The following is a 26,298-nucleotide window of genomic DNA, read 5'->3' as shown; positions in this document are numbered from 1 at the left end:
GGGCCGCACAACCCCCGTGCATGGAGAGTCTCAACCGGATGGCCATCGAGCTCGTGGACGAGGCCATCGACTTCGCGGAGGTACTCGACGTCGGTGCGTACGAACTGGAGAACGAGGCGACGGTGCTCGACTTCGGCGTCGACTTCGACGGCGGCATCGAGGCCGGTACGCTGCTCACCGAGATGCAGACCGCCGGCATGGCGACGGTGCAGACGCGCATGGGCGAGGTGGCCGGTGCGCCCCACCGGTACGTCGACCTCGTGACCGACCACCCGGACCTCGCGCTGCTGTGCTCGCAGAAGGCCGGCTGGGAGGTCGGCGTCGAGGACTTCCAGGGCCTGGGCAGCGGCCCCGCCCGCGCCCTCGTCGGCACCGAGGACGTGTTCCGGAAGATCGGCTACCACGACGCCTTCGACCTGACCGTCCTGACGATCGAGTCCGACGCGCTCCCCGGCGAGGCCGTCGCAGAGCACGTCGCCGACATGACCGAGACGAACCCATCGTCCGTCTTCCTCGTCGGCTTCCGGACCGCGAGCCTCGCCGGCAGCGTCAGTATCGCGGCCCGCGCCGCCGAACTCGCCGTCTTCCGGCTCTCCGAGCTCGGCTACGACCCGCGGGACGTGATCTCGGCCTCCGGCACCGCGCCCGTGGCACCGGTCGCCGGCTCGGAGGAGGCCGCGATGGCCCGGACGAACGACGCGCTGGCCTACGGCGGACAGGTCCACCTCACCGTCCGGGAGGAGTTCGACCGCTTCGACGAGCTCCCGTCCTCGGTGCGCGAGGAGTACGGCCGGCCCTTCGAGCAGGTGTTCGACGACGTAGACTGGGACCTCTACGAGGTCGACGAGGACGTGTTCGCGCCGGCCCAGGTCACCGTCGACGTGGTCGGCGGCCCGACCGCGGTGTACGGCGAGACGGACGAGGAGATACTCGCGGATTCGTTCGGACTGTGAAGGTCAAACACGTCCCCGCCGCGCCCGAGTCGCTCGCCTTCGTCGAGACGGCCCAGCGCGCGGTCCCGTTGGTCCCCGACAGCCAGGACGACTGCTGTGCCCGCATCCTCGACCGCACCGACCTCGTCGCCCGCGACGAGGCCGCCACCTGGCTCACCTTCCTCCGCGGGCTGGGCCTCGTCGAGCGCGGCCAGTCCGGCTACAGCCGCGTCCGGCGCGACCCCGACCCCGAGTTCCTCCGCGAGGCGTTCCGCGACGGCGTGTTCGGCGTCGACGCGGTCCTCGACGTGCTCCACGACGCCGACGAGCCGCTCACCGTCGACGCGACCTTCGAGCGCGTCCGCGACACCATCCCGGAGTGGGAGCGCCACAAGAACCCGAACACCTGGACCGACGTCTGGACCGAGACCGTCGCACACGAACTCGACTGGCTCGTCCTCCTCGGGCTCGCGGCGGAACGCGATGGCGGCTACGTCGCTGCCGAGAACTGAACCGCAGGGGAACGCGCCCGCACGCCACGGACACCGCCGTTCACGTCACGAACAGCTCGTCCTTCGCCCGTTCGCACGCATCGCGGAGCGCGTCGGTCCGCGCGCAGTCCGCGACCCAGTCGACGTGCTCGGCATCGCCGGGACCGCCGAGGTGGCCGAGCGCGAAGACGGCCTCGCGGACGACCCGGTGGGGCCGCCGGGTCGGGTCGGCGAAGGTGCGGACGAGCGCGGTGAGGTCGTCGAGTTCGTAGCCGACGTCCTGCCCTGCTTTGGCGAGGAAGCCCAGCCCGACGACACCCGCGGCCGCGACGTGGCTCTCCTCGTCGGCGAGCCGGGCGAACTCCGGAATCCAGTCTGCACCGCGCTCCGGCTCCGCGAGCGCGAGGTTGGCGAGCGTGACCCCCGCGAGGAACCGGATGCGCGGGTTCTCGTCCTCGGTGGCGGCGCGGACGGAGCCGGCGTACGGGTCGACCTGTTCCGGGTCGGTCCGTGCGAACTCCCGCAGCGCCGAGAGCGCCTGCGTCCGACAGCGCACGGTGTCGGAGCCGAGCATCGACCCGAGCCGTCTGACGACTGGTGGGCGGCGCTCGGCGGCCGACCCACCGAGGCTCTCCTCGTCGACGTCGAGCAGCGCCTCGGGCCGCTCCCACGCGAGGGCGGCGATGGCGGCCGCGCTCGCCCCGCGGATGCTCTCGTCGTCGTCGCCCAGTCCGGCGACGAGATGCTGCCGGACCGTCGAGTCGATGGTCCCGAGGTGCGTCAGTGCCGTCGTCACCGCGCGCAGGAAGTCTACGCTGACGATGTGTGCGCCGCGCTGGGCCTCGAACGCGTCGACGAGCACGTCCGAGACGGGCCGGAGTCGGTGGGGGTCGTGCGCACCGATCTCGGCCAGCCGGCTCGCCGCGTCCGTCGGCAGCGCCTCCTCCCGAAGCCGGTCCGCGAGGTCGAACGCCTCCTCGTGCTCGGGTGGGTCGGGCTCCTGCCGGGTCGCCACGACGTAGTCCCGATACACCTCGCGGTGGTGCTCCTCGCAGAGCCGGTAGCACGTCGCCGTCCCCGTCGTCACGGTCAGATCGCGCGCCTCGCACGCCTCGCACTCGTCGGTGAGGTCGACCGCCCGCTCGCGGGACGCCTCGTGTCGCCAGTAGCCGGGCCGCCGGGTCGGCCGCATCGCACCCCCCGCTCGGGCGTACGCCTGGATGACACGTGTGAGATCGGCGAGTTCGTCCGCGTCCGCGGGCCGTTCGAACCGCGCGTAGGAGGGCTGCCAGGCGACGCCGCCGAGCCGGTTCGCCAGCCCCGTCAGCGTGCCCTCCTCGAGTTCGCGGTCCACGTTCGTCCCGAGGACCCCGCGCAGGAACGGCCCGTAGGCGGCGCGGAACGCGTCCGCGCTGGCCACCCCGGCCGCCTCGACCGGCGGGTCGAACGCCACGGCCACGGTCGCCGGGAGGTCCCAGCCGGTGTCGAAAGCCATGCGCCCCGTTTCGCCCGCCAGCGCTTAATATCTGCGTCAGACGGTCCGGTCGGAGCTGCCGTGGGTGCAGTCAGGCCCAGCCCGAGAGTTCCACCTCTCTGGGGGCGCATTCGGCCACGAACAGCCAGTGGACCCCGGTCGAACGCGAACGACGAACAGTCGCCGAGAATCCGACCCATCGACCGTTCCGTGTGCACATTCGACATACCCCCGAACGGCGGACGGGCTTAAGTCCCTCCCCCGTCCATCTCCAGAGAAGCAGATGCCGTCGGATGCACCCCGTTCAGTCCCCGGGTCGTCGCCCCTCAGGACGGACGAACGCTATCGGCCACACCGGGACCCGCAGGTCATCATCCTCGTGCTCATCGTGCTGGGGACGTTCGCCGTGATGGTCGGCGGGCTCGGGACCGGGCCGCCCTTTGGCGACGACAACAGCTCCGACGGGCCGGTGTTCCCGTTCTACGACTACGACGGCGAGGAGCAGCCGGAGCCCGAGGCGGTCACGCTGTCGGCGGACCGGACCGTCGTCGACCCCGGCGGGACCATCGCGTTCACCGTCGTGGCGGGTGACAGACCGGTCGCCAACGCGACGGTACGGGTCGACGGCCAGTCGGTCGAGACCGACCGGAACGGGACCGCGACGGTCCGGTTCGAGACGCCGGGTGACTACACGGCACGCGTCGTCGAACCGGAGGCGGACAACAACACCGTCGCGCGCCTGCCCCTCCGTGTCCGACGGTTCACGGTTTCGCTGTCGGCGTCGGCGTCGGAGACGACCGTGGTCACCGCGGAGGGGCTGCAGGTGGCGGTGACGCGGGCCGACACCGGCGAGCCGGTGACCGGCCGGGTCGTCGTCGACGGCCGGACCGTCCGGACGAACGAGTCGGGCGTGGCGACGCTGTCGTTCGACACCGCCGGCGGCTACGAGCTCCGGGTCGAGAAGGAGCGGACGGAGACGGAGCGCTTCACCGCGGTCCGGGTCCCCATCTCGGTCGAGCGCCGGTCCGTCGCACTGGACGTGGGGCTCTCGTCGAACCGGACGCGCGTCGACGATGCCGTGACGGCGACGGTCACCCGGGCGGACACGGGCGAACCGGTGAACGCCTCGGTGACGGTCGCCAACCGGAGCGTCTGGACCGGTCCCGATGGGACCGTCCCGGTCGCGCTCGACGCCAGCGGGACGTACGACGTGGCCGCAACCGCACCACGGACGGATGCGGTGCGGTTCACCGATGGGGCGGCGAGCCTGCGGGTGCGCCCGCGGCTCGTCGGGCTCGACCTCGCGGCGAGTCAGAGAGAGGTTCCCGCTGGCGAGCGCGTGACGTTCGCCATCACGCGGGCGACGACGGGCGAGCCGGTGGCGGGGACCGTCGAGCTGTTCGGGACGGAGTACGTGACCGGTGCGGACGGCGAGCTCCGCATCCGGTTCCAGGTGCCGGGCGAGGTGACCGCGGTCGCGCGCGCCCCGGAGACGCCCCGGGAGCGGTTCCTGTCCGACCGGACGAACCTCACGGTCGTCGGGGCGGACTACACGGTGACCGAACTCGACGCCCCGGCGACCGCCGCGGGCAACGAGACGTTCACGGTCGCGGCGACGGTGACGAACGAGGGCAACGCCAGGGAGTCCGACACCGCCACCTATCGGATCGGTGAGACGGTGGTCGCGACCGAGACTGTGGCCCTCGACCCGAACGAGTCCACCCGTGTCGAGTTCACCGTGTCGGCGTCCGACCTACCCCCCGGCGAGTACGTACAGACCGTCTCTGTGGGCCGTGACACCGCGGAATCTTCCATCAGACTGACCGTGAACGAGTCCCGGATCCGGCCGACGACGACGTTGGAGACGCGGGGCTGCCCGGCCAGTATTTAGCAGGAGGAGTTCGGTATGAACGAAGACAGCTTCTACTGGTTATAAGTCGCCTCGTCCGGTAGCTTCGGTCGACGATGTCGGCCCAGTCCCTCCTCGGCCGCCTCCCCGAGCGCCCCATCGACACCGTCGCGCGGTCGGTCCCCCGGTCCGTGCGGATGGTCGGCTTCTGGAGTGCCGTCTCCCTCCCGATCGTGAACCTCGGACTCCTCGTCTGGGGGCTCGACAGCACGCCGAAGACGGTCGCGTTCCTCCTGCTGCTCGTCTGGAACGCGCTCGCGCTCGTCGTCGGGAAACGGTACGAGCCCTGAACTACCGCGAGTTCAACAGCGCGAACTCCCGCGCGACGGCCCGTCGTTTCACCACGACGAAGCCCGCGAAGATGACCAGGAAGCCGGCGACGGTGGAGAGCGTGATGGCCTCGTCGAGCACCAGCCAGCCCGACACCGCGGCGAACACCGGCGCGACGTACGAGACCATGTTGATCTCGACGGGGCCGAGCCGGTCGAGCAGGTCGAAGTAGACGAGGAAGCCGAGCGCGCTCGCCGCGACCGCGAGGTACGCCAGCGAGAGGACGGCGGTCAGGTTCCACTCGACCATCGCGAACGACTCCGACGGCATCGCGACGCTGGCGACGTGCATCAGCGCCGCACCGAGCAGCATCGACCACGCCTCCATCGTCTCGATGGGCAGGTCCCCGTCGACCCGCCGGGTGAGGACGCTCCCGAGCGCGAACGCCGCCGCGGCACCGAAGACCAGCGACTTCGAGACGACCGCGTCCGTCAGCAACTGCTGCGGGTCGGGGTTCATCAGCACGACGACGCCGACGAGCGCGATGAACATCCCGAGCCAGGTCGACGCGGTCACGGGTTCGTTCGGCAGCAGCAGGCGGGCGAACGCGGTCGTCAGCACCGGCGAGAGTGCGACGAGGACGGCGGCGGCCGCGCTGCTGACGGGACCGGTCTCCCCGACGAACAGCAGCGCGTGGTAGGCCGCGATCATGAACACGCCGCCGATGACGACCTCGGTCCAGCCCGCCCGCGTCGTCGGGTACCAGTCGTCGACGGCGACGACGACGTAACCGAGCATCAGCACGCCGGCGATGTCGTAGCGGAGTGCGGCGAACAGCACCGGCGGGATGAACTCGACGCCTGCTTTGATGGCCATGAACGCGCTCCCCCACACCGCTGCGAGGAGGAGGAACAGCGCGACGTTGCGGTACCGGGACACGTCACCTGTGAGTGCACCGACGATAACAGGGCTTTCCCCTCCGGGTAATTCGGCCTCAATCCATGCCTGTTGATATCTGACATAGCCGGTTGATTTATACGAACCGTCGTCTATACGTCACTCATGGCCGCCCACGGCCGACCCGCCTTGCGGGACCTGTTCGACGAGTCGCCGACGCCGCACATCGCCCACCCGCCCGAGACGCACCATCGGGACTTCTACGTCGCCACAGACGGCTCCTACAGAGCGGACCGTCCCGGCGGGCTGGGTGCCGTCATCGAGACGCGCGACGGCACACGTGTCGCACGCGTCGCGTCGTCCGACGCGCCGCCCGACAACAACGTCGCGGAGTACCGCGCGCTCCACCTCGGGCTCGACGTGCTCGCCGCCCGTGCGCCGCGGACGGCCCGCGTGGGCATCCTCCTCGACCACGACGACCTCGCCGCGAACGTCAACAACGCGCTGCTCGCGGCCCGGCACCCCGACTGGGAGCCGACGAAGCGCCTCGACGTGCCCGACGCCAGCGTGAACCACTGGCGTGGCATCCGCGCCCGCCTCTCCGGCTTCGACGAGGCGCGCGCCGCACGCATCCACTCCGACCAGAACCCGGCGCACCCGCTGGCGAACGAACCGTCGCGCTACGCGCACGTCAACCGGGAGCCGGACCGCTGCGTGCTCCCGGAACCGGTGGAGCCGTCGCGGCCGACCGGGCCGCAGTACCCGCCGCCGTCCCGCGCGGATCGCAACGCCTCGGACTAGAGCAGGCGTCGCTCGACCAGCCTGACCGTGTGCCGGTCGGTGATCTCGAGGACGACCCGCTCGCCGGCGTACACCGGTCGCTCGACCAGCAGCGACCCGTCGACGCTCAGGTCGAACAGGTAGTCCGTCTCCTCGGCGAGCCGTCCCGAGAGGTAGGCCCGCTCGCCGTACTCCAGTTCTCGTGTCCGCTCGTGGACCGTCCGCAGACTGTCGTACAGCTGCAGCTGGAACCCCGCGTCGACGGTTCCCGAGGCGGTCGAGAAGATCTCCAGCTCCGCCGCCGGCGTCGGCGACGACGCCGCGTCCCCGGCGGTCGCGTCCGTCACCGGTGCGTCGTCGACACCGAGTGTCGTGTCCGTGTCACCGTCGTCGTCCCCCGACGAGCTCCGAAGCGTGACGCTCGCACAGCCGGCGGCGGCGACCGACCCGGCGACCGCGAGGAACTGACGGCGCTCCATACCGGTGGGTACGCCTGAACACCCAAAAGTCCGAAGAAAACACAAACGGCTGTTTGAGTGACTGTGCGGGGCTACTCGTTCTGCTGGGCGTCGACCACGGCCACCCCGGCGAGGTTCACGATGTCCTTCACCTCGTCACCGCGCTGGAGCACGTGGACCGGCTTGTCCATGCCGACGAGCATCGGGCCGATGGCCTCCGCGCCGCCGAGGCGCTGGAGGAGCTTGTAGCCGATGTTGCCGGCTTCCAGATTGGGGAAGACGAGCACGTTGGCTGGCTCCTCGAGGTCCGTGAACTCGTAGGTGCCCTCGAGGATCTCCTCGACGACGGCGGTGTCGGCCTGCATCTCGCCGTCGACGGGGTAGTCGACGTCGCCGTCGTTCCGGAGCATGTCGGCGGCCCGGCGGGGCTTGCGCGTCCCGGGGTTGTCGACACTCCCGAAGTTGGAGTACGAGAGCATGGCGACCCGCGGGTCGACGTTGAAGCTGCGGGCGAGCTCTGCGGTGTGGTCGGCGACCTCCGCGAGCACCTTCGCGTCGGGGTCCTGGTTGACCGTCGTGTCGGCACAGAAGATGACGCGGTTCTTGAACGTCAGCATGTAGACGCCGGCCGCGAAGTCGGCGTCCTCGGCGGTGCCGATGACCTGCAGCGGCGGGCGCAGCGCGGAGGGGTAGTGGTGGGTGAGTCCAGTCAGGAGCGCGTCGGCGTCGCCACACTCGACCATCACGCTGCCGTAGTAGTTCGTGTCGCGCCGGATGAGGTCCTCGGCCTCGCTCTTGGTCAGGCCCTTCCGCTTTCGCACCTGGTAGAGCCGCTCCGCGTAGTCCTCGTGGCGCTCGTCGTCGGCGCGTGGGTTCGCGATGGTCGGCTCGAAGTCGAGCCCGAGGCGCTCGGTCGTCTTCGTGATGCGCTTGTCGTTGCCGATGAGGATGGGCTCGGCGATGCCCTGCTCCTCGAGCTGGTACGCCGCGCGGATCATCTTCTCGTCGGCACCCTCCGCCAGCGCGATGCGCTTGGGGTCGGACTTCGCCTTGTTCAGCACGACGCGCATCATCTCGCGTGACTTGCCGAGGCGGGCCTCCAGGCGCTCCTCGTACGCCTCGAGGTCGAGCTCCTGTCGGGCACAGCCGGAGTCCATCGCGGCCTTCGCGACGGCGGGTGCGACCTCGAACAGCACGCGCGGGTCGAGCGGCTTCGGGATGATGTAGTCCGGACCGAACTGCAGGGGCTGGTCGCCGTAGGCCTTGACGACCGCGTCGGGCACGTCCTGCTTCGAGAGCTCGGCGAGCGCGCGCGCCGCGGCGACCTTCATCTCCTCGTTGATCTCCGTCGCGCGTACGTCGAGCGCGCCCCGGAAGATGAACGGGAAGCCGAGCACGTTGTTCACCTGGTTCGGGTAGTCGGAGCGGCCGGTCGCCATGATGACGGTGTCGTCGCGGGCCTCCTTGGCCGCCTCGTAGCCGATCTCGGGGTCGGGGTTGGCCATCGCGAAGACGATGGGGTTGTCCGCCATCGACCGGACCATCTCCTGGTCGACGAGCCCGCCGATGGAGAGGCCGACGAACACGTCCGAGCCCGCCATGGCGTCGCCGAGGCCGCCCTCGTCGATATCGCGGGCGAACTCCCGTTTGTACTCGTTCACGTCGCCCGCCTCGGCGCGCGCGGTCGTGATGATGCCCGAGGAGTCACACATCGTGATGTTCTCCTTCTTCGCGCCGAGGGAGACGTAGAACCGCGCCGTCGCGAGCGCGGACGCTCCCGCGCCGGAGAAGACGATCTCGAGGTCTTCGAGCTCCTTCCCCGCGATCTCGGCGGCGTTCAGCAGCGCGGCCCCGGAGATGATGGCGGTGCCGTGCTGGTCGTCGTGGAAGACGGGGATGTCCATCTCCTCCCGGAGCGACTCCTCGATGGTGAAGCACTCGGGCGCGGAGATGTCCTCCAGGTTGATGCCGCCGAAGGTCGGCTCCATCGCGCTGACGGCCTCGATGATCTTCTCGGGGTCGTCCTGGTCGAGCTCGATGTCGAACACGTCGATGTCGGCGAAGCGCTTGAACAGCACGCCCTTGCCCTCCATGACCGGTTTGGACGCCTGTGCGCCGATGTCACCGAGGCCCAGCACGGCCGAGCCGTTGGAGACGACGCCGACGAGGTTCCCCTTCGCCGTGTACTTGTACGCGTCGTCGGGGTCGTCGGCGATGCGCCGGCACGGCTCCGCGACGCCCGGCGAGTACGCGAGCGAGAGGTCGCGCTGTGTGTTCGTCGGCTTCGTCGTCGATATCTCCAGTTTCCCGGGTGGTTCCGCCTCGTGGTAGTCCAGTGAATCCTCGTCGAGTCCCATACGAATGCCACCACATGGTACGACTAAAAGCTAATCGAACAAACTGTTCGACAGCCGTCGAACCCCGCGGGTCGCGAGGGGTGGTCGAAGCATTCCCACACGCTCGGAAGGACCGTGCGCTTGATATGGTCGTACCCCCGAGAACGGATTATGAACTGGCTCGACCGCCGGAACGTCGCCATCCTCGGTGCGGTGACGACGGGGCTGACGTTCCTGCTCATCCTGCTCGGCGTGTACACGGCCGCGACGGGGACGGGACTCACCTGTCAGGGACGCTGGCCGCTCTGTGGCGGCCCGCTGTTCGGCCTGCTGCCGCCGAACGTGGCGTCGTACCCCGAGTGGATCCACCGGTTCGTCGCGTCCATCACCGGCTTCTTCATCCTCGGGACGGCCTACGGCGCGTGGAAGGCGTTCGACAGCCGGCGTATCCACGCCGCGGTCGCCATCGCCATCGTCGTCCTGCCGGTGCAGGTGCTCCTCGGCCGGCAGACCGTCGTGACCTACACCGCGGGCGTCCAGACGCTGCACCACGGCGCGGCGATGGTCATCTTCGCCGGCCTCGTCGGCGCGACGGCGTGGATGTTCGAGCGCAGCGGGGAGGACGGCACGACCGCGACGGCAGAGCGCGAGGGCACGACGCGGCCCGTCGACGCGGACTGACCACCCGACGACTTTTCACACCGGTGGCCGAACCGCCGAACATGCTCCCCGCAGGAACCAGCTCCATCTTCGACTGGGGTGACGACTACTTCATCAAGGAGTACCGCAACGCCGTCGTCTACGGCGATCGCGACGCCACGGACGTCCTCCACGAGGGCGAGGTCCGGGTCCTCGCCAACGGCTGGGTCGAACTCCCGACCGGTCGGCTCATCTCGCCGGACGCGGTCCACCACGTCGACCCGGTCCCGGACGGCGACTGAGCGGTCGCGTCCGACAGACGTGCGAATCGACCGACTGAAGCGCGTTCGGGACGGCAAGTTTCCCCGGAAGCAACCAACCGTTTTATATCGGGGTGTCATACTCAACCGGTATGGACAGACGTAGCTACCTCAAGGCGACTGGTGCGGCAGTGACGACAGTCTCCCTGGCAGGGTGTATCGACTCCCTCACCGGCGGCGGTGGCGGCGGCGAGAACACGATAATCCCGGGGACAGCGTCGGGCTTCCCGCCGTTCGAGATGAAGGAAGGCGACGAGGTCGTCGGCTTCGACATCGACCTGCTCGAGGCGGTCGTCGACGAGACCGACTACGAGCTCGCGGCCTGGGAGGACCTGAACTCGTTCGACTCGCTCATCCCGTCGCTCCGCAACGGTAACATCGACGTCATCGCCGCCGCGATGACCATCACCGAAGATCGCGACGAGAACATCGACTTCAGCGACCCGTACTACAGCGCGAACCAGTCCATCCTCGTGCGCGAGGGCGGGGACTTCCAGCCCTCGGAGCTGTCCGACCTGCAGGGCCGTCAGGTCGGATCCCAGGCCGGGACGACCGGCGAGAGCGTCATCCAGGGGATGATCGAGGACGGCGACTTCCAGGAGTCGAACTACAACGCCTACGACACGTACGTGCTGGCGGTGACCGACCTCGAAAACGGCAACATCGACGCGGTCGTCCTCGACGAGCCGGTCGCGGCGTCGTTCGCGTCCGAGCGCAGCGTCAGCGTCGCGTTCGTCTACGAGACCGGCGAGCAGTACGGCTTCGGCATCCGGACCGGCGAGAGCGAGCTGCAGTCCGCGCTCAACGACGGGCTCGCGACGGTGCGTGAGGACGGCACCTACCAGGACCTGACGGCGGAGTGGTTCGGCGAGTAATCCGCGATGGTGCTGGAACTCACCCCGGCGGCCGCCCCGCTCCAGGGCGGACTCGCTGACGCCGCGAGCCGGTTCTTCCTCGACAACCCCGACTGGGGGTACGTCTGGAGCAACCGTGACGCGATACTGGACGCGACCGTCGTCACCGTCCAGCTGACGTTCGTCTCCATCGTCCTCGGGTTCCTCATCGGCCTCCCGGCGGGCGTCGCGGAGGTGTACGCACCCGCATGGCTCCGCATCCCCGTCGAGACCGTCGGGGTCGTCATCAGGGCGGTTCCCATCCTGGTCATCCTCATCTACATGTTCTACGTGTTCTCCGTGTCGAGCAGTCCGTTCATCGCGGCGACGTTCGCGCTCGGCCTCCGTTCGGGCGCGTACCAGTCCCAGATCTTCCGTGGCGCGATCCAGAGCGTCGGCGAGGGCCAGATGGAGGCCGCCCGCTCGGTCGGCATGAGCAAGCTGGAGGCCATCGTCTACGTCATCGTCCCGCAGTCGCTGCGGCGGTCCATCCCGGGATTCCAGAACGAGTTCACCATCGTGCTGAAGGACACGAGCATCGCCATCATCCTCGGTGTCACCGAGCTGCTCGGCACCGCCGAGGACCTGTTCCTCCAGCAGAACCGGACCGGCGCGGCGCTCGAGCTCATCCTCGCCATCAGCCTCGTCTACTTCGTGCTGACGGTGACGACGAACCGCGGACTGGAGTTCGCCGGTGACTACTTCGGCGTCCCCACGGGTGAGAACGCATGAGCGACCCGCTGCTCCGCGTCGAGGACCTGCACAAGAGCTACGGCGACGAGAAGGTCCTCGAGGGCATCAGCTTCGAGCTGGAGACGGGCGACGTAGAGGTGCTGTCCGGACCGAGCGGCTCCGGCAAGTCGACGCTGCTGCGCTGTGTCAACCGGCTCACGGAGCCGGACTCGGGGACCATCTACCTCGACGGCGAGCGCGTCAGCGGCCCCGACACCGACGTGAACGAGCTCCGGCGGCAGGTCGGGATGGTGTTCCAGGACTTCAACCTGTTCCTGCACCTCACCGCGCTCGAGAACATCACGCTCGGCCTGCGCCGGGTGAAGAGTCTAGGCAAGGCAGAGGCCCGCGAGCGGGCGATGGAGCACCTCGAACGCGTCGGCCTCGCCAACCAGGCGGACTCCTACCCCGCCGAACTCTCGGGAGGTCAGAAGCAGCGCGTCGGCATCGCCCGCGCGCTCGCGATGGACCCGAAGCTCATGCTGTTCGACGAGCCGACGAGCGCGCTCGACCCCGAGCTGGTCGGCGAGGTCACGAGCGTCATGCGCGAACTCGCCGACGAGGGCATGACGATGCTGGTGGTGACCCACGAGATGGGCTTCGCCCGCGAGGCAGCCTCGCGCATGATGTTCCTCGACCAGGGCCACATCGTCGAGCGCGGCCCGCCCGCCCAGCTGTTCGAGCACCCCGAGCAGGCACGCACCGCGGAGTTCCTGCAGCGCATCACGAAGCTCCACGGTGGTGAGACCGCGTGAGCTACGCCGAGGACCTCCGCCAGATCAGACGGACCGAGGGCCGCTCGGCCGTCTCGTGGGTCCTCATCGCCGCCGGGGCGCTGTTCTGGGGCTATCTGCTCCTGCGCTGGCTCATCAACTGGAACTGGGTGCCGTTCGGGACACCCGGCGAACCGCTGGTCTCGCCCGAGGCACTCGGGCTGACAGGCGGCACCGCGACCGCGTTCCAGTCGTTGCCACAGCTCGCCGAGGGGGCGTACATCACCGTGCTCATCACGGTGCTCTCTATCCTGCTCGGACTCGTGCTCGCGGTGCCGCTGTCGGTGGCCCGCGTGTACGGGCGATGGAGCAAGTACCTCTCGCTGTCGTTCACCGAACTCATCCGGGGGACGCCGCTCATCGCACAGCTCTACCTGCTGTACTACGGACTGAACCTCTCGCAGTTCTTCCGCGGGCTCACCGAGTTCGGCCCGTTCACGTTCCGCACCGCGCTCTGGGTGGCCCTCATCGGCTTCACCATCAACAGCGCGGCGTACCAGGCGGAGTACATCCGGTCGGCCATCGAGAGCGTCGACCCGAACCAGCTCGTCGCGGCGCGCTCGGTCGGCCTGACCCAGCGCGAGGGCATCCGCCACGTCGTGCTCCCGCAGACCCTGCGCTATGCGATTCCGGGCTGGACGAACGAGCTGGTGTACCTCATCAAGTACTCCTCGCTGGCGACGTTCATCACGGTCGCCGAACTGTTCCGGCGGGCCGACGCCGTCGCGAGCGACACCTTCGACTACACCGCGATGTTCACGGTCGTCGCGCTGGTGTACATCGGCATCGTCATCACCGCGACGAGGCTGATGGGCTACGTCGAGGACCGCGTCTCCCTGCCCGGTCTCGGGCAGGCCCGCGGGCGGTCGTGACGGCCTGACGACCCGTTCGCCAACCCCCGTCATCCTTTAGCACGCTCGGCCCCGACCTTCGAACCGATGACCGACGTGTCCCCCACGCGCGACCCGAGGCTCACCCCCGGCCAGCGCGAGCGGTTCGAGCGGCTCCGACGCGCCCGGAGCCTCTCGGAGCTGGCCGACGTGACCGCCGCCGACGGCGAGCACGCGGCGTACCTCGCGGCCAAGCGCGAGTGGCGCACGCTCCAGGAGCGCCGGCTCGACCCGAGGCCGGTGCCCGGACTCCCGGGGACGACCGTGGCCGTGGGCGACCGCGAGTTCCACGTCCACGGCATCACCCACGCCGACACCGACGCGGAGCGTTCGTTCCTCCGCGAGCACGTCGCCGACGTCCTCGACGCGGGCGCGTCGGTGTACTGCGAGCAGGGCATCTGGCGGATGTACTTCGACGACTTCGACCGCGCCTGCGAGATGGACGACTACCGCTGGGCGATGGAGCGGTGCCGCGAGCTCGACGTCGACTCGCACCTCGACGACGTGCCCGGCAACTTCGAGGGCCTGCTGGAGGACGTGGACTCGTTCACCGGCGAGTTCAAGCAGGCCGTCTTCTCCCTCGTCGACGACGGCAGCGGGGTCTACGGCGAGACGTTCGAGCGCACCCTCGGCGACCTCGCCTCCGACTTCCTCACCAGCCACGAGGGCCTGGCCACTGGCGACGACTACGAGTCGTTCAAGCTCACCCGACGCGCCGCCACCGACCCGTCACACCTCCTCCACCTCCAGCACTACTACCGGACGACGTTCCTCCCCCAGCCCCTCGAACGGGAGTGGCTCCGGCGGCACGACCCCGAGCTCGAACTGATGACCCACGCCCGCAACGAGCGCATGGCCGACTACGGGATGTACCACGCCGGCCCGGGCGATACGGTCCACCTCCTCGTCGGCGCGGCCCACCAGCCCGGCATCGAGTACTACCTCGACCGGTTCGACGCCGGACAACGCACGCTCGACGGGTTCGAGCTGACGGAGTGAGCTGGATCAGCCGGTGCGTGGTTGTGCGTCTACCACTGTCGGTTTCGGTCCGAGCGACTCGTCCGAAGGGGAAGCATCTTGGTCCCGTGAGCGAGTGAGCCGTGTGATGTATCTCGTCACGTTTCGTCTCGACCCCGGGGAGTACGATGCGGAGTTCCACGAGTTGAACGATGCGATACAGGAGGCCGCGGAGGAGACGGAGGGGTATCTGGGCAAGCGGACGTGGCAGGCCCCGGAGCGCGAGGAGGTCCTCGTCGTGTACTACTGGGAGTCGTTGGACGCGCTCGGGTCGTTCGGAGCAGACCCCGACCACAAGCGGGCGAAACAGCGGTGGACGGAGTGGTACGATGCGTACGAGGTCATCGTCACCGAGGTCATCGAGGCGTACGGGAGTGGATTCGGCGACGACGCGGACCCGCCCGTGTAGAACGTCGTTCTCGTTCGGGTAGTGAAACCAGCCGACGGGTGGCCCAGGTGCTCTCAGTGTCTCCCGAACCGAGCCATCGCTGTTGGTGGGTGTGAGAACAGCGCTCCGACTCCCTCCACTGGTCGGATGAACCAGCAGCCGTGAGATCCGTCGTCGCGAACGTTTCACGACGGAACCCCAAGAACTAATATCTCGTCAACCACTATCACCAGTGTGGTTTACGAGACGGGGAACCCGACGGTCGACGACGCCGTCGAGCGCGTGCTCGCGGGCGAGCGCCTCGACCGCACGGACGGCCTGGCACTGATCGCACAGCCGGTCGAGGACCTCGCGCCCGCGGCGGACTACGTCCGGTCGGCGCTGGGTGACGGCACGGTCGACGCCTGCTCCATCGTGAACGCGAAGGCGGGCAACTGCGCGGAGGACTGCGGGTTCTGCGCGCAGTCGGTCCACTTCGACACCGGCATCGAGACGCACGGCTTCCTCGACCCCGAGGAGATACTCGACGCCGCGAAGCGGGCCGAGCGCGACGGCGCACAGCGGTTCGGCATCGTCGTCGCGGAGAAAGGTGTCTCGAAGGAACGCCGCCCGGACGAGTGGGAGGACGTCGTCCGGGCCATCCGGCTCGTGCGCGACGAGACGGACGTTGAGGTCGACGCCAGCCTCGGTATCCTCACGCGCGAGGAGGCCGAGATACTCGCCGCGGAGGGCATCAACCACTACAACCACAACATCGAGACCTCGCCCCGGTTCTTCCCCGAGATCGTCGAGACGCACTCCTTCGAGGACCGCGTGAAGACCCTCGAACTCGCGAAGGACGTGGGGATGGAGCTCTGTGCGGGCGTCATCCTCGGGATGGGCGAGACACCGACCGACCGCGTGGAGGGCGCCATCGCGCTCCAGGATGTCGGCGTCTCCTCGCTGCCGGTGAACATCCTCAACCCCGTCGCCGGTACCGAACTGGGAGACGAACTCGGCGACTCGGCCGACATCTCGACCGCGGAGATCGTCCGGACCATCGCGGTGTACCGGCTGCTCCACCCCGAGGCCCGAGTCCGACTGACCGGCGGACGGGAGGTCAACCTCGCGGTCGACGAGCAGCATCTCCCGTTCGAGGCCGGTGCCGACGGCATCCTCACCGGCGACTACCTCACCACCGGCGGGCAGTCACCCGGCGACGACATCGAGGTCATCGAGCGCGCCGGGCTGGAGCCCAACACCGAGACGAACGAGTTCGACCCGTCGGCCGTGAAGGCCCGGGGCGAGAACCCCCACCAGCCCGACGAGCCCGTCGAGACGGCGACGGACAACGCGGAACTGGACGACTGACACCGCTCATACGACACAGCCAGGGACGACGTGAATTTCGCGGGACTCGGAACGGGCGGAACCGCCCGACGAACGCTCGAAGTGGGCCAGCACACGGACGGGCTCCGGCCGGTCGCACGCTTCGCCCGGAAACGGCATCGCCGTCGACCCCCGCCGCGGACCGAACGCAACCCTGATTCTGAAAGCCGGCCTCCGTCACGGTATCGAACCGTTCAAGGCCCGGTGACTGACATCTACGACCAGATGACCGAGCGCGGGTTCGACCTCGCCGACCGCGTCGCCGCCCGACACGATGCCGACCTCTACCGCGACATCGCACCGGTCGACCGGGTCGCAGAGCGCAGCTACTTCGCGCCCGACCCCGGTCGTGACCTCCCCGTCCTCGACGGCGAGGAGCACCTCGTCTTCGCCGCGAACAACTACCTCGGCCTGACCCAGCACGACCGCGTGCAGGAGGCCGCCGCCCAGGCCACCGAGGTCGTCGGGACGGGTGCCGGTGCGAGCCGGCTCCTCACGGGCGACACGCTCGTCCACCGCGACCTCGAACGCCGCCTCGCCGAGGTCAAACGCACCGACCGGGCGCTGGTGTTCTCCTCCGGATACGCCGCGAACGTCGGGACCATCGCCGCGCTCTCGCCCGACGTGGTGTTCTCCGACGAGTACAACCACGCGAGCATCGTCGACGGCTGCCGGCTCTCCGGGGCCGACGTCGTCGTCTTCGACCACCGCGACGCCGACGACCTCCGGCGACGGATGGCCGACCGCGCCGGCTCGGACCCCGGGGCGGCCGCGGACGAGTCGTGGCTCGTCGTCACCGACTCGGTGTCCTCGATGGACGGCACCGTCGCGCCGCTCGCCGAGGTCTGCGACGCCGTCGAGGCGTTCGGCGCGTGGCTCATGGTCGACGAGGCGCACGCGACCGGCCTGCACGTCGACGGCGGCGGCATCGTCCAGCGCGAGGGGCTCGAAGAGCGCGTCCACGTCCAGCTGGGAACGCTCTCGAAGGCGCTGGCAAGCCAGGGGGGCTACGTCGCCGGGAGCGAGCCCCTGATAGAGCACCTCGTCAACGAGGCGCGGTCGTTCGTCTTCTCGACGGGGCTGGCCCCGCCGGCCGCCGCGGCCGCCAGCGAGGCGCTCCACCTCGCGCGACACGGCGAGTGTCGCGACCGTCTCTGGTCGAACGTCGGCCAGCTTCGCAACGGGCTCGAATCGGTGGGCTACGAGATCTGTGGGGACACGCAGATCCTCCCCATCGTCGTCGGCGACCCGGCGGACGCGCTCGCACTGGAACGTGCGGTCAGAGAGCGCGGCATCGTCGCGCGCGCCATCCGACCGCCGACCGTGCCCGAGGGGACGAGCCGCATCCGCGTCGCACCGATGGCGACGCACTCCCGAAGCGACGTCGAGCACTGCATCGAGGCGTTCCGCGCCGCCGGCGAGGCGGTCGGGCTGCTGTGAACGTCGTCGTCGACGGGGAGACCCCCGTTACGCGGACGTAACCGACGTCCAGCGACGCGACGGTGTCGATACAATCGCCCGGTTCGAACTCGTTACCGACCGTATCCCGCCCCGGGCCCGCCGGTACTCGTCTCGCCAGCCGGCGTCGCAACTCGCCGTCGAACACGCGAGAGAAGGTGGTCGGTGTCTCCCCGGTTTCAGACCGCGGCGCGCACGGCCTGTGCGGTGACGAGGCGCTCCTCGTCGTCGTCGGACTGCACGCTGGTGTTCGTCTGGTCGGCGTCGGTCATCGTGACCGTCACGTCGCTCGAGTTGCCCGTTGCGACGGTCTGGGTCGTGAAGCGCTCGTGGCCGGCGAGCACGACGACCGTCTCGTCGCTTGTCTCGACCATCCGGTAGGTGTGGTCCTCGTCCATCCGGTAGACGCCGTCGGTCAGCGGGCCGCGGCTCTCCAGCCAGTCCCCGAAGATGCCGCGGAACTCGTCCTGTTCGGAGGCGTTGTCGAACCGGAGCGTCCAGGCGTAGCCGTACTTGTAGTTGCCGTCGGAGCTGTAGCTCTGGTTCCGGAACACCATCACCTGATCGGCACCCCAGCCCTCGGCACCGGCGGCGGCGCGCGGGCCGCTCACGCCCGCACGAAGCGAGGAGCGCAGGAACAGCTCGCCACGCGTCGAGGTGTCGTAGTGGTTCCAGACGGAGTCCTGCCCGCGCTCGACGGTCAGGTTGCGCGGCCGTTCCTCGTCCGGCATGTGGTTGTGCATGATCTGCTCCATCGAGATCGGCGGGTTGTCGTACAGCGTCTGGAACTCGCTGGTGGAGTTGACGCGGAACTTGGTGTAGCGCTCGCCCATCACGTACGGGCCGAGCTGGTACATCGAGAACGCCGACGAGTTCGCCCACGCGGAGACGTTGCGGGAGGCGGCCTCGCGGTCCATGTACTGCTCCTGGTACTCGCTCTCGAAGTAGACCGCGCTCCCCTCGACGAGCGACGTCTCGACGTCACCGAGGTTGACGCCCTCGCTGGTGAGGTTGGCGGCCAGGCGGTCCTGACTCCCCTCGTAGAACTGGATGGCGTGCAGGAACTCGTGGGCGAGCGTGATCTCGGCCTCCTCGGGGCCCTGCGGGCGGCCCTCGCCGCCGTCGGCGTCGATGTAGCGCATCACGACGTCGACCTCCGTGCTCCCGTCGGGGCCGCTCTGGGGCTGGGCGTACCCGGCGACGTAGACGTCTGGCGTGCCGTTCGGCGCGATTCCCATGACGGCCTGGAAGGACTCGTTGCTGAACTCGAACTGGTCGAACGTGTACGGGTTCGTGTCCTCGGGCGAGAGCGCACGCACCGAGGGGCCCCTGTCGAGGTCGGTGCCCGCCATCTCCATCACGTTCAGGTAGACCTGGTTGGCGTCGAAGCCGAGGCAGGCACCCTGCACCTGCACGAGGTCGTCCTCCTCGCTACGGTACTCACAGGGCTCCTCCTGCTCCTCTCCCCCATCGTCGGACGTGGTGGTCGCTGTCGGTTCGGACGTCTGCGTGTCGGTCTGTTCCGCGGTCGTCTGCACGTCGGTCGGCTCCCCCGTGGTCTCGACTGTCGTCGAGTCCCCACCCTGGTCGGTGGTGTTACACCCCGCGACCACGAGCATGAGGGCCAACGCGACGGCGAGAAGCGCGCGCTTCATGTGTGAACTATTCCCAACACAGGAGTTTGTACGCTTAGGCGTTGCGGTCTCGTTTCACCGGAAACGGCGGGAAAGTTTCCGCGAGTTCCGGGGACGGAAGCGGGATCGACTCCTACATCCAGTCGTCGAGTCCGGACTGTCCGTCATCTGTTTCGTCAGTCTCAGTGTCAGTTCCGTCCGTGGCCGCCGGTTCGTCGTCCCCCCCGTCGGCCGACCCGCCGAGCGTCGCCTGTCCGTCGTCACCGACATCCTCGTCGCCCGCGGCCCCATCGTCGTCCGTCTCTCCGTCCACGTCGTCGGACTCGAACTCGGCGAACGCGCCGCCGGCGTTCTCGACGACGGCGTCGTCGCGGCGCTCCTGGGCCTCCTCGACGATGCCCTGCACCTTGTTCGTGTCCTCGCCGCTCCCCGTGACGAACGATACCCCCGCGGCGTCGAGGTCGTACACCATCGTCATCCGGACGGTGAGCTCGCGGGGCTTGCAGTGGTGGGTCATCTCCGCGAGGAACGGCATCACCTCGCGCCGGGCCGTCGCCATGCTGAACCCGCCCATCTCGGCGATCTTCCGGGCGATTGCGTCCCGCCTGTTTCGGGTGGCCTTCGAGCGCCCGAGCTTCGACCAGTACGACGGCGGGCCGTAGCGGGTCCAGCCGCCGTGGTCGTGCCGGCGCGAGGCCGCGACCCCCGCGGCGACGTTGTCCGTCGCGTAGCGCCAGAACGAGTAGTCCTGCGTGGCCCGCACGCGCCCGAGCCAGCGGTCGGCGTTCGAGAGGAAGCCGTACGCGTCGGCCAGCTCGTCGCCGCGGTAGTCCTTCGGGACGTTGTCCTCGACCCAGTTGAGCAGGTCGTCCGGCGTCTCGTCCACGTCGTAGGACGCGTACAGCGCCTCCTCGGCGGACTTGTGCTTGATGACGTCGTCGAGGAAGTCGAAGATGCCCTCCGTGCGGTCGCGCTCGCCCGTCACCACGTCGTCGACGGTGAGCCGCTCGTTCCGCTCGGCGAGCGCCTGCAGGTCGTTCACCGCCGAGCGGAGGTCGCCGCTGGTCTCCCGGGCGATCTTGTCGAGCGCGTCGTCCTCGTACTCGATGCCCTCCTGGCGACAGATGTCGCGCAGGACGGGGACGATGGAGCGCCGGGAGACGTCGCGGAACTCGATCTCGCGGCAGGCGTTCCGGAGGCTGTTGCTCATGTCGTAGAACTCGTTCGCGATGAGCACCATCGGCTGGTTCGCCTCCTTGACGATGCGGGTCACCTCCCGGGAGCCGCCGTAGTCGCTGTTCCCGTGGAAGTTGTCCGCCTCGTCCACGACGAGCAGCTGCCGGCCGCCCGCCCCGCCGAGCGTCTGGTTCTTCGACGCCCGGCCGGCGAAGCGCTCGATGTCGTCCGCGGTCCGGGAGTCGCTCGCGTTCAGCTCCATCACCGGCCAGTCCATGTCGTTGGCCAGCGCGTGCGCCGCCGAGGTCTTGCCCACCCCCGGCGAGCCGTGGACGATGGCGGCCTCGCGGTGGTCGTCCCACGTCTCCGCCCACTTCCGGAGCTCGTCGCGGGCCTTGTCGTTCCCGCGCACCTCCGAGAGCGTCGATGGGCGGTACTTCTCCGTCCAGTCTGCCATTACCGGCAGGAGGGGCGGCCCGCGTTTAGTGGTTGCGCTCGACGGCGTCGGAGCATGGCTATCGAATGAGACGAAGCTGTCCACGAGCGACCGTGGGGGTGACGACGAACGAGGGTCCGCGGGAAGGACCGGCACACGACCAAAACACCCAACTCCCGACCGTTCCAACGTCGGGCAAGTGACGACCTACGACGCGATCCTCTTCGACAACGACGGCGTGCTGGTGGACCCGCCGGCCCACGCGGACCAGGTGGCTGCCATCCGCGACGCCTTCGACGAGCTCGGCATCGAGTCGCCCGACGATGCACACCTCTCGGCGCTCACGGCCGGTGTGACGCCCGAACTCCTCGCGGAGCTGGAACGCACCTACGGCGTGGACCGGGAGGCGCTGTGGGACGCCCGGGAGCGCCACGACGAGCGGTCGCAGTTCGAGGCGTTCCGCGCGGGCCGACGCGACAGCTACGACGATGCGACGGCGGTGGCCGACATCGCCCAGCCCTGCGGACTGGTGAGCAACAACCACCACACGACGGTCGAGTTCGTGCTCGACCGGTTCGACTTCGGCGAGCAGTTCGAGACGTACTACGGCCGGCCGATGACCATCGGGAGCATCTCGCTGAAGAAGCCGAACACGCACTACCTCGACCGGGCGCTGGCGGACCTCGGCGGGGGGTCGGCGCTGTACGTCGGCGACAGCGAGAGCGACGTGGTGGCGGCCGAGCGCGCCGGGATGGACTCGGTGTTCGTCCGGCGCGAGCACAGCCGGGACGTCGAGCTGTCGACCGACCCGACCTACGAGGTGGAGACGCTGCACGCGGTGCGGGACATCGCGAACGACGCGGTGTGAGCATGCCACGCCGCGGCAGACCTGTCTGAATCCGTACCAAAACGGATTCCAGCAAGGCTGTTTACAAAAGAGAATTTCCGGGAAACCCTACAAGTCGATCTCCCGTACGTCTAGCTGTAATGGCGACGGACGAATCGGTCGTGCGGCGGTACTACCTGTTCCGCGCGACGAACTCTGCCGGCTTCTACCTGCCCATCAGCGTCCTCTACCTGCTGGACCAGGGGTTCGGGCTGGCGTTCGTCGCGCTGGTGCAGGCGACGTTCTCACTCGCGATGCTGGCCGCCGAGATCCCCTCGGGGTACCTCGGCGACCGAATCGGCCGGCGGGCCAGTCTGGCCGTCGGCAGTCTGCTCCGGGCGGCGGGGATGGCGGGCTACGCGTTCGTGGACACGCCCATCGGGTTCGTCGCGATGCAGGTCGTCTGGGCGACGGGCTGGGCGTTCCGCTCGGGCACGGGCGACGCCTGGCTCTACGAGCTGCTCGCCCGCACCTGCGACGACGACGAGTTCGCCCGCATCAAGGGCCGGGGCAGCACCGTGTTGCTCCTCACCTCGGCGGTGGCGGCCATCGCCGGCGGGGTCCTCTACGGCGTCGCCTACGAGCTCCCGTTCCTGCTCAGCGCGGCGCTCGCGGTCTCCGGCGTCCCGGTGCTGTACACGTTCCCGTCCATCCGGGTCGACGAGGAGGACGCCGACGTGTTCACGGTGCGGGAGGCGGTCCAGATGCTCCGCGTGCAGGCCAGCCGTGAGAGCGTCCGCTGGCTGGTCGCCTACGTCGCGCTGTTCTACGGGCTGTTCGGACTCGCCCGGATGGTAGAACAGCCGGCGCTGGACGCGCTCGGGCTGCCGGTCGCCGGCCTCGGCGTCGTCTTCGCGGCGTTCAAGCTCGTCTCCGCCGGGGCGGCCTCGACGGCGGGCTGGTTCGAGGAGCGCCTCGGCGCGCGCGGCGTGCTCGGACTGCTCGTCCCGCTGTTCGCCGTGGCGTTCGTCCTCGGGGCGCTGTTCCCCGTGTTCCTCGTCCCGACGTTCTTCCTCTACCGGAGCGCCCGGTCGGTCGTCCAGCCGGTCCAGAACCAGTACCTGAACGACCGGCTCGCGGACGTGGGGCGTGCGACGGTCCTCTCGGGGGTCTCGATGGTCCTGTCGCTCTCGAGCGGCCTGTTGAAGCTCGCGCTGGGCGGCATCGCGGAGCGGCTGGGGCCGCTCGCGTTCCTCCCTCGTGCGGGTGCGGTCCTCGTGGTCGCCGCCAGCATCCTCTGGATCCTCACGCGACCGGTCCGAAGTGGTGAGGGCTCCGGGAGCGGTCAGCCCGCAGGAGCGACGCCTTCGGATTGAGGGGACGGTGTCGTCGCGATACGCCGTTCACGCCGTCCGGTACTGCAGGCCGAACCGCCGTGCAAGCACGTCGTGCCAGTCCTCGGCTGCCACGGGCTCCTCGGAGCGCTCGTTGCCCTCGTACCGGACGAGCGTGTCCCGCTTCAGCTTCACGTGACCCGTGTCGGTCGCGACGCTGACGACGGGCTCGCCGGTGAACGGCGACTCCGGCGCACTCTGGAGGTAGTCACAGGTCGCCTCGAAGTAGGACAGTTCGCGGGGGACGTCGGTGAACAGGTAGCGGTCCCGCCACGCCGCTTCGCCCGGCCTGCGGTACTGGGTCAGGTGCGTCTCGTCGGGGCGGTCGCTCTCGACGACGCGCCAGGCGACGCCCGCGCTGTCGGTCACGACCTCGCCGTCGACGGGGAGTGGCCGGCGCATCGTCGGGATGCCCATCCCCACGTCGACGAGGAAGCGCCGGTCGAACGTGACGACGTTGGTGTGGTGGTTCGCCGGTGGTCGACCGGTGCCGTCGTCACCGACGACCCGCGCCGCGACCCGGTGCGTGTCGACGCCGAGTTCGCCGAGCAGCCAGCCGAACAGCCCGTTCAGCTCGAAGCAGTAGCCGCCCAGCCGGCGCTCGACCACCTTCTCGTGGATGTGCCCGAGGTCGAGCACGACGCCCTCGCCGTCGGTCGCGTCGTCGAAGGGGTCGCCGACGATGGCGAGGTTCTCGAACGGGACCGCCCCGACGTGGGCGTGCTGAAGGCGAGCGACGGTGTCGAGGTCGATGGCCCCGGGGGTGACGGTCGTGGGGTCGACCCCGATGCGTTCGAGGTAGCGGTCGGTGTCCATCAGACCCCCGCCACCGGGTCGAACGGCTCGGAGACGGTCGTCGGGTACGAGTCCACGCCCGCGTAGGCGACCAGCTCCTCGCCGAGTCGGTCCACGCGTTCGCCGAGGTCCTCGTCCACGAGATCGCCGCCCGCGAACGCCGAGCCCGCGTCGCCGATACCGACCTGCAGGGGGAGCGTCCACGCGCCGACCGCCCGCGCGACCGCCCGCATGTGCTCGAGCGTCGGCGTCGGGTAGCTTCCGCCCGCGACCGCCAGCAGGCCCACGGTGGTCCCGTCGAACTCGTCCGAGCCGCAGTAGTCGAGTGCGGTCTTCAGCGGCGAGGCGTACGAGCCGTGGTACACCGGCGAGCCCAGCAGCACGGCGTCGGCGGCCGCGACCCGCTCGCGGAGGATGGCTGCATCCCCGGCGTCGGCGTCGTCGCCGTCCCGGGGCGGGAGGTCGTACTCGCGGAGGTCGAGCAGTTCCGTCGTGGCACCCGCCGCGTCCGCCGCCGCGAGGGCCCGTCGTATCGCCGTTCGCGTACCGCTGTCGTCGCGCAGACTCCCGGAGAGCCCGAGCACGTGTACGTTCCGTCTCATGAACCGGGATACCGGACGTGGCAACTAAAGCGCTCGCTGAAACCCGTTTTTGTACGAAACCTGTCTGTTCCGGGTGTCGGTCGAAGCTTTTTGCCCACGCGTGTCCGACAGTCGAACATGGGACGCTCGTTCAGCGGTACGGTCCTCCAACTCCTCGTCTGGGCGTTCGTGCTGCTGGTCATCCTCGGCGTCGTCACCACCGTCGTCGGGCTGGTCCTTGGCGTCCTCAGTACGGTGTTCACCGCGGTCGTCGTGCTGGGGCTGGTCGTTCTGTTCGGCGCAATCGCCGTCGGGCTCCTGTCGCTGTTCGTCGGGGGCGACGGCGAGGACGAAGGGGGCGCGTCGGACTGGTTCGAGGCGGACGCGTCGGTCGAGGCCACCGCCGACACCAGGGTCGAGGACACAGCCAGCGAGGCGGCTCGGCTCCGCGAGCGGTACGTCGCCGGCGAGATAGACGAAGTGGAGTTCGAACGACGGCTCGACCTGCTGCTCGACGACCCCGAGGCTGAACGCCAGTTCGACGAGGGTGACGACCGGGAACGGAAGCTGGACTGGTGATCCGCGGAGTCAGAGCGTCCGGAGCGTCACGTCACCGTTCGTCGTCTCGGCAGTGACGCGGTCGCCGCCGCCGTTCAGGTCGCCGACGACCCGGTCCGAGCCGTCGGTCGAGCGGTCGAGCGACAGCCCATCGACCGACACGTCGCCGACGCTGGTCTCGAGTTCGAACGTCGCCGCGAGGTCCGTGGCGGTGCGGACTGTCACGTCGCCGTTCGTCGTCTCGACGGGCACGTCGCCGCGGAGCGCCCGGAGCTCGACGTCGACCGCTCCGTTCGTGGTGACCGCGCGGTCGGGTCCCGAGACACCGGTGGCGTCGATGCTCCCGTTGGTCGTCCGCAGGCTCACGTAGCCGTCGACGTCCTCGGCCGTGACCGACCCGTTCGAACTGGCGAGGGTGGCGTCGCCGGCAACGCCGTTCGCCGTCACTGCACCGTTCCCCGTCGCCAGACGGTCGACGGGAACGCCGGCCGGAACCGCGACCTCGAAGTCCACGACGACGGGCCGCGAGAGTAGGTCCCGGTTCTCCGGGTACACCGCCTGGATCCGGAGCCGACCGCCGGACTCGTCGAGTTGGACCTCGACCTCGTCCAGCGCGTCCCGTCCACCGCGGGTGCGTTTGACCGCCTCGACCTCGACCGCCTCGGCGTCCGTCGTCGTCACGTGGATCGAGCCGTTCTGGCCAACGACGGAGACCGGCGTCCCGTCGGCGACGTCGACCTGGCTGTCGACCGTCTCGGTCACCTCCGTCCCGCCGTCGAGGAGGCTACAGCCCGCGAGGGCGGTGGGGAGGGCGATGCTGGCAGCCGAGAGGACCGTTCTGCGGCGCATACGTGACAGTTCGACGGACAGTTA

27 protein-coding genes and 1 pseudogene are annotated in these 26,298 nt (G+C 69.3%); 19 read left to right on the top strand and 9 right to left on the bottom strand.

The genetic code is table 11. The annotated features are described in order from the left end of the window. Window positions 1-20 precede the first annotated feature (20 nt). Window positions 21-953: a methenyltetrahydromethanopterin cyclohydrolase gene (mch, locus tag NO345_RS05320; protein ID WP_256297139.1), complete on the top strand. Its 933-nt coding sequence runs from the start codon at window positions 21-23 to the stop codon at window positions 951-953. Next, entirely contained in the window at window positions 950-1,444 is a 495-nt protein-coding gene (locus tag NO345_RS05315; RefSeq protein ID WP_256297137.1) for a double winged helix-containing putative transcriptional regulator, read from the top strand. Before mch ends, NO345_RS05315 begins: the two co-directional genes overlap by 4 nt. Before the next feature lie 40 nt (window positions 1,445-1,484). Here NO345_RS05315 and NO345_RS05310 read toward each other — a convergent pair whose 3' ends face one another. Further along, window positions 1,485-2,918, bottom strand: a complete 1,434-nt coding sequence (locus tag NO345_RS05310) for a hypothetical protein (protein WP_256297135.1) — start codon at window positions 2,916-2,918, stop codon at window positions 1,485-1,487. 262 nt (window positions 2,919-3,180) lie between these two features. On the opposite strand from NO345_RS05310, the gene NO345_RS05305 reads away from it, so the two are divergent. Both NO345_RS05305 and NO345_RS05300 read left to right on the top strand, forming a co-directional pair. Next, window positions 3,181-4,788 carry a CARDB domain-containing protein gene (locus NO345_RS05305; protein WP_256297133.1) on the top strand — a complete coding sequence of 536 codons (1,608 nt, stop codon included), beginning with the start codon at window positions 3,181-3,183 and terminating at the stop codon, window positions 4,786-4,788. 74 nt (window positions 4,789-4,862) lie between these two features. Further along, entirely contained in the window at window positions 4,863-5,096 is a 234-nt protein-coding gene (locus tag NO345_RS05300) for a DUF8028 family protein (RefSeq protein ID WP_256297131.1), read from the top strand. Between the two features lies 1 nt (window position 5,097). On the opposite strand, the gene NO345_RS05295 is transcribed toward NO345_RS05300, so the two are convergent. Continuing rightward, complete coding sequence (locus NO345_RS05295; RefSeq protein WP_256297129.1) at window positions 5,098-6,015, bottom strand: DMT family transporter; 918 nt, start codon at window positions 6,013-6,015, stop codon at window positions 5,098-5,100. 123 nt (window positions 6,016-6,138) lie between these two features. On the opposite strand from NO345_RS05295, the gene NO345_RS05290 reads away from it, so the two are divergent. Next, entirely contained in the window at window positions 6,139-6,774 is a 636-nt protein-coding gene (locus tag NO345_RS05290) for a ribonuclease H family protein (RefSeq protein ID WP_256297128.1), read from the top strand. On the opposite strand, the gene NO345_RS05285 is transcribed toward NO345_RS05290, so the two are convergent. Both NO345_RS05285 and NO345_RS05280 read right to left on the bottom strand, forming a co-directional pair. Beyond that, entirely contained in the window at window positions 6,771-7,232 is a 462-nt protein-coding gene (locus tag NO345_RS05285) for a hypothetical protein (protein ID WP_256297127.1), read from the bottom strand. The two genes, NO345_RS05290 and NO345_RS05285, sit on opposite strands and share 4 nt — an antisense overlap. A 71-nt stretch (window positions 7,233-7,303) precedes the next feature. Beyond that, complete coding sequence (locus NO345_RS05280) at window positions 7,304-9,568, bottom strand: NADP-dependent malic enzyme (protein WP_256297126.1); 2,265 nt, start codon at window positions 9,566-9,568, stop codon at window positions 7,304-7,306. 150 nt (window positions 9,569-9,718) lie between these two features. On the opposite strand from NO345_RS05280, the gene NO345_RS05275 reads away from it, so the two are divergent. The 11 genes and pseudogenes from NO345_RS05275 (at window position 9,719) to NO345_RS05225 (ending at window position 18,007) form a co-directional block, all read left to right on the top strand. Continuing rightward, window positions 9,719-10,228, top strand: coding sequence for a COX15/CtaA family protein (locus NO345_RS05275; RefSeq protein WP_256297124.1), 510 nt, complete (start codon window positions 9,719-9,721; stop codon window positions 10,226-10,228). 41 nt (window positions 10,229-10,269) lie between these two features. Next, window positions 10,270-10,488, top strand: a complete 219-nt coding sequence (locus NO345_RS05270) for a hypothetical protein (protein ID WP_256297123.1) — start codon at window positions 10,270-10,272, stop codon at window positions 10,486-10,488. 110 nt (window positions 10,489-10,598) lie between these two features. Next, complete coding sequence (locus NO345_RS05265) at window positions 10,599-11,381, top strand: transporter substrate-binding domain-containing protein (RefSeq protein WP_256297122.1); 783 nt, start codon at window positions 10,599-10,601, stop codon at window positions 11,379-11,381. A gap of 6 nt (window positions 11,382-11,387) precedes the next feature. After that, on the top strand, window positions 11,388-12,131 hold the full coding sequence (locus tag NO345_RS05260) for an amino acid ABC transporter permease (RefSeq protein ID WP_256297121.1): 744 nt from the start codon (window positions 11,388-11,390) through the stop codon (window positions 12,129-12,131). Then, complete coding sequence (locus tag NO345_RS05255) at window positions 12,128-12,886, top strand: amino acid ABC transporter ATP-binding protein (RefSeq protein ID WP_256297119.1); 759 nt, start codon at window positions 12,128-12,130, stop codon at window positions 12,884-12,886. The genes NO345_RS05260 and NO345_RS05255 overlap by 4 nt, the downstream gene beginning before the upstream one ends. Then, window positions 12,883-13,776 (top strand): amino acid ABC transporter permease, encoded by an 894-nt coding sequence (locus NO345_RS05250; RefSeq protein WP_256297117.1) that lies wholly within the window; start codon window positions 12,883-12,885, stop codon window positions 13,774-13,776. The genes NO345_RS05255 and NO345_RS05250 overlap by 4 nt, the downstream gene beginning before the upstream one ends. Before the next feature lie 66 nt (window positions 13,777-13,842). Further along, window positions 13,843-14,793 (top strand): hypothetical protein, encoded by a 951-nt coding sequence (locus NO345_RS05245; RefSeq protein ID WP_256297116.1) that lies wholly within the window; start codon window positions 13,843-13,845, stop codon window positions 14,791-14,793. A 106-nt stretch (window positions 14,794-14,899) separates the two neighbouring features. Then, window positions 14,900-15,220 (top strand): antibiotic biosynthesis monooxygenase family protein, encoded by a 321-nt coding sequence (locus NO345_RS05240; protein ID WP_256297115.1) that lies wholly within the window; start codon window positions 14,900-14,902, stop codon window positions 15,218-15,220. Between the two features lie 213 nt (window positions 15,221-15,433). Continuing rightward, the gene (bioB, locus tag NO345_RS05235) at window positions 15,434-16,549 is read left to right on the top strand and encodes a biotin synthase BioB (RefSeq protein WP_256297114.1); all 1,116 of its coding nucleotides are present in this window, start codon (window positions 15,434-15,436) and stop codon (window positions 16,547-16,549) included. Between the two features lie 30 nt (window positions 16,550-16,579). Next, window positions 16,580-16,697 (top strand): annotated as a pseudogene (locus NO345_RS19970) (transcriptional regulator); the annotation flags it as partial. A 95-nt stretch (window positions 16,698-16,792) separates the two neighbouring features. Then, on the top strand, window positions 16,793-18,007 hold the full coding sequence (locus NO345_RS05225; RefSeq protein WP_256297568.1) for an aminotransferase class I/II-fold pyridoxal phosphate-dependent enzyme: 1,215 nt from the start codon (window positions 16,793-16,795) through the stop codon (window positions 18,005-18,007). 197 nt (window positions 18,008-18,204) lie between these two features. Here the strand turns inward: NO345_RS05225 and NO345_RS05220 are convergent, their stop codons facing one another. Further along, on the bottom strand, window positions 18,205-19,680 hold the full coding sequence (locus NO345_RS05220; protein WP_256297113.1) for a hypothetical protein: 1,476 nt from the start codon (window positions 19,678-19,680) through the stop codon (window positions 18,205-18,207). A 112-nt stretch (window positions 19,681-19,792) separates the two neighbouring features. Next, complete coding sequence (locus NO345_RS05215; RefSeq protein ID WP_256297112.1) at window positions 19,793-21,292, bottom strand: replication factor C large subunit; 1,500 nt, start codon at window positions 21,290-21,292, stop codon at window positions 19,793-19,795. Between the two features lie 178 nt (window positions 21,293-21,470). Between NO345_RS05215 and NO345_RS05210 the strand changes: the two genes are divergently transcribed. Beyond that, window positions 21,471-22,139 (top strand): HAD family hydrolase, encoded by a 669-nt coding sequence (locus NO345_RS05210; RefSeq protein WP_256297111.1) that lies wholly within the window; start codon window positions 21,471-21,473, stop codon window positions 22,137-22,139. 119 nt (window positions 22,140-22,258) lie between these two features. Next, entirely contained in the window at window positions 22,259-23,473 is a 1,215-nt protein-coding gene (locus tag NO345_RS05205) for an MFS transporter (RefSeq protein WP_256297109.1), read from the top strand. Window positions 23,474-23,500: 27 nt separating this feature from the next. Here NO345_RS05205 and NO345_RS05200 read toward each other — a convergent pair whose 3' ends face one another. Beyond that, complete coding sequence (locus NO345_RS05200; protein WP_256297107.1) at window positions 23,501-24,307, bottom strand: arylamine N-acetyltransferase family protein; 807 nt, start codon at window positions 24,305-24,307, stop codon at window positions 23,501-23,503. Further along, a complete protein-coding gene (locus NO345_RS05195) occupies window positions 24,307-24,888 on the bottom strand; it encodes an NADPH-dependent FMN reductase (RefSeq protein ID WP_256297105.1) in 582 nt (193 codons plus the stop codon). The genes NO345_RS05200 and NO345_RS05195 overlap by 1 nt, the downstream gene beginning before the upstream one ends. 117 nt (window positions 24,889-25,005) lie before the next feature. On the opposite strand from NO345_RS05195, the gene NO345_RS05190 reads away from it, so the two are divergent. Beyond that, the gene (locus tag NO345_RS05190) at window positions 25,006-25,446 is read left to right on the top strand and encodes an SHOCT domain-containing protein (protein ID WP_256297103.1); all 441 of its coding nucleotides are present in this window, start codon (window positions 25,006-25,008) and stop codon (window positions 25,444-25,446) included. Window positions 25,447-25,455: 9 nt separating this feature from the next. On the opposite strand, the gene NO345_RS05185 is transcribed toward NO345_RS05190, so the two are convergent. Next, window positions 25,456-26,274, bottom strand: coding sequence for a DUF4097 family beta strand repeat-containing protein (locus NO345_RS05185; RefSeq protein WP_256297102.1), 819 nt, complete (start codon window positions 26,272-26,274; stop codon window positions 25,456-25,458). Window positions 26,275-26,298: the final 24 nt, after the last annotated feature.

The organism is Haloarchaeobius salinus (assembly GCF_024464185.1).
In the GTDB taxonomy this organism is placed as follows: Archaea; Halobacteriota; Halobacteria; order Halobacteriales; family Natrialbaceae; genus Haloarchaeobius; species Haloarchaeobius salinus.
The sequence above is the reverse complement of the archived record's forward strand: the minus strand, read 5'-3'. Positions and strand labels throughout refer to the sequence as shown.